3 protein-coding genes are annotated in these 2912 nt (G+C 51.5%); 1 reads left to right on the top strand and 2 read right to left on the bottom strand.

Annotation, left to right across the window (positions count from 1 at the left end):
- Positions 1-49: 49 nt before the first annotated feature.
- Positions 50-821, bottom strand: a protein-coding gene (locus ACPUER_RS36230) for an IS5 family transposase (protein WP_425133508.1) whose coding sequence is annotated in 2 segments (ribosomal slippage) — positions 50-491 and positions 490-821 — 774 coding nt in all. Because the reading frame shifts where the segments join, the coding sequence is not laid out codon by codon here.
- A gap of 39 nt (positions 822-860) precedes the next feature.
- Complete coding sequence (locus ACPUER_RS36235; RefSeq protein WP_425133509.1) at positions 861-1214, bottom strand: hypothetical protein; 354 nt, start codon at positions 1212-1214, stop codon at positions 861-863.
- 415 nt (positions 1215-1629) lie between these two features.
- On the opposite strand from ACPUER_RS36235, the gene ACPUER_RS36240 reads away from it, so the two are divergent.
- Positions 1630-2814 (top strand): hypothetical protein, encoded by a 1185-nt coding sequence (locus tag ACPUER_RS36240; protein ID WP_425133510.1) that lies wholly within the window; start codon positions 1630-1632, stop codon positions 2812-2814.
- Positions 2815-2912 lie beyond the last annotated feature (98 nt).

A 2912-nucleotide genomic window follows, 5' to 3' on the forward strand; every position in this document is an offset into this window, starting at 1 on the left:
AATCCCGGTGACTGAAAGCACACCGGCTCCTCAAGCGCTGGCCGCCTGATCATGCCGCCCGACCCGCGTACACCAGACTTGACGATTGCTCGCAAGCAGGCGCCGCGAAGGCGAGATAGTTGCCGGCGAGCTTGTCGTAACGAGTGGAGACGCGACGAAAATGTTTGATGCGATTGAAAAAGCGTTCGACGATGTTCCGAGTTCGGTACAGCACGCGGCTGTAGCGACGCCTGGTCTTTCGATTCGAGCGCGGCGGAATAACGGCCTTCGCACGCGCAGTGCGGATGGTGTTCACGAAGGCATCCGAGTCATAGACTTTGTCGGCGATCACGGCACCCGTGCGCAGATGTTCGACCAATTCGTGCGCACAGGAAATGTCCGAGACCTGTCCTTCGGTGGCGATCATTCGCAGAGGTCGCCCAGCTTCATCGACAGCCGGATGCAGCTTGGTCGTCAGTCCACCACGCGAACGCCCGAGCGCTTGCGGGCCGCTTTTTTCGCGCGCCGGCCGAATGCTGGTGGGCCCGCACGATGGTCGAGTCGATCAGCACGCGTTTGATCTCGGTCTCGTCGGACACCGCATGCGCGACTCGTTCCCACACACCTTTGCGACGCCACCGAGAGAAGCGCATGTACACCGTATGCCATCTTCCGAATTCCTTGGGCAAATCGCGCCACGGGCAGCCCGTTCGGCCGATCCAGAGAACCGCTTCGACAAACCAACGATTGTCGGCCGCCGTTCGCCCCGGATCGCCGTCCTTGCCCGGTAGTGCAGATTCGATTCGTGCCCATACCTCGTCGCTCAGTAACGTTCGAATCATCTTGACCTGCTCGCGCAAAAGACAAGATGTAAACACATTTCATCGAATGTAAACAGACCCTAGTCCGCGTAGCGCCCAGAATTCTTGCATGTGGCCGGTGATCTGCCGCATGCCCCAGTTGAACAGGCGGTAGAACATGAAAATCAGTTCGAGGTACGCATCGCTGTATGTCTGCGCCTGCCCCGACACGCCCTTTACGTAAGGCGCATCGTTGATGAACAGCGCCTTCAGATTGCCGTTGGGACAGTACAGGCTGAGTTGCCCGCGCCGCTTCAGGCTCTCGTTGTATTCGTGCGCGTTGGTTACCGCGTAGTTCGGCTTCGCCCGCTTGCGCGGCTCACCCGTCTTGAGTTTCGCTTTGTAAGGTATGAAAGCGCCAGCCGGATAGGTCAATGCGTTCTTTCTACCTGCTCCTCGGCTGCCGCGCAAGGGCCCTGCTGAACAAAGCCTTCAGGGCCGACTTCTAGTTGAGAGGATTGTACCCCGTCGTCGGACGCTTTGTCCGGCGACGATAACATTACGTTTACATTACATTTATATTAATATAATATTTGGCTTGCTTCAATTTGAAAGCCATTGCCAACTACCTTGCCGGCAGATGGAGATCGTTATTCATTGCAAGAAAGGGGAGGTTGTGCATAGCCGCATAATCTCATCGTCCGAGCTTTTTGAAGGCTGAAAGGCGAATTACGCAGGTTACAAAGAGCGCGGCGGTAATGTGCTTGTTTTTGATGCGCTAGCTCCATCTGCGGAGATTTTATATTTCGCGATATATTTCGGCATTTTAATTTCATGGATTATATAAAATATGACAAAACGCAAAAACAGTAAAATCCCCGTAATCGCACTGCTTGTTGCGACTCTGTCCGTTGATGTCTCGGCACAACATTACAATGACGCTACTGCTGGGCGTAATGTATCCGGGGTTGCTCAAGAATTCAACGCGCCTAAGTTGGATTCAATTGAGGCGATCGAGGCAAATCGACTTGTCAATGGATTCGATGCTATCGCTGGAAGTCATGGTACGGTTCATCTGCTTGACACTTCCGGAAAAGTTGATATCGAAATAAAAGTAAATTCCAAGAGCGATACTCTTGCGGAAATGGATGACGGGAGATTCAAGAAATCATTTGATACCTATAAAGGGACTGTTAACGGTCAGCCAGCGATGCTGGTGCGATGGGATGATCGATTAAGTATCTCATGGATTGTCAACGGCTCCGAACAAAGGATGCTTCGGGAGTTCGTGAAGGATAGCCCCGAAAGGACTCGTATCCCAGAAAAAATCCGCAAAATCAATCCATTGAATTATGCTAAAAGTGGAAGCGATATTCTTGTCGATTCGCCAATTGCCGGGTCCCAGGCCGCAGTCTCTAAGCGCAAAAAGCGTATGGCAAGCGATTCGCCTACCTCAAATGAGATTATCGCTGTTCATGTTTTTGTACATCAGGATACCGGCGCAACTGATTTCGGCTCAATCCACGCTGGTTATTTTGCGTGGTGGAGTGATCACATGGCAAAGGACATTCTTCCTGGTGTGCGAGTGCGAGTTCGCTTTATATTCAATGAGGATGGGATCAATAATATGGCCTATAGAAATCTTGAGGGTGGCAGAGAGGCTGCGCTCAAAAATTTTGGAGAAAGGGTTGTGGAATATCGGAATAAAAATTCCATATTTGGGAGTGGCATCACAAATAAATTTCTTCTGTTTACCGAATACAGTTTAGATTCGACAACTCTTGGTATAGCGAAATTTGGGCAGGACTTCGCTATCGCCAGCAATGACGATTATAACGTTGGGGCCCATGAGTTGGGGCACCTAATGGGTGCTATACACGACGATGGAGTTGTAAATTATAATGGCTGGTGGTGCGATACAATTATGAGCTGGCCTGTACCATTTCGCAGTAGTTGCTATACCTATAGCGAAGCGTCCAAGCAGAGAATTCGCGAGTATTTTAGGAATCACGCAGGTTTCCAGCTTCCTGGTTGATTCTCGATAGGGCACCTCGAAACCCCGCTCTTTTGAACTAACTCTGCCGTGACGACACCGCGACTTGGCCGATTCGCGGCCCACTCGAAGGGCGGTGA

It is taken from the genome of Burkholderia sp. DN3021 (assembly GCF_049805555.1).
In the GTDB taxonomy this organism is placed as follows: domain Bacteria; phylum Pseudomonadota; class Gammaproteobacteria; order Burkholderiales; family Burkholderiaceae; genus Burkholderia; species Burkholderia pyrrocinia_C.

Bases quoted from the DNA above. Each gene is read 5' to 3' on its own strand.
- ACPUER_RS36240 (WP_425133510.1), top strand. From the start codon at position 1,630: ATGACAAAACGCAAAAACAGTAAAATCCCCGTAATCGCACTGCTTGTT.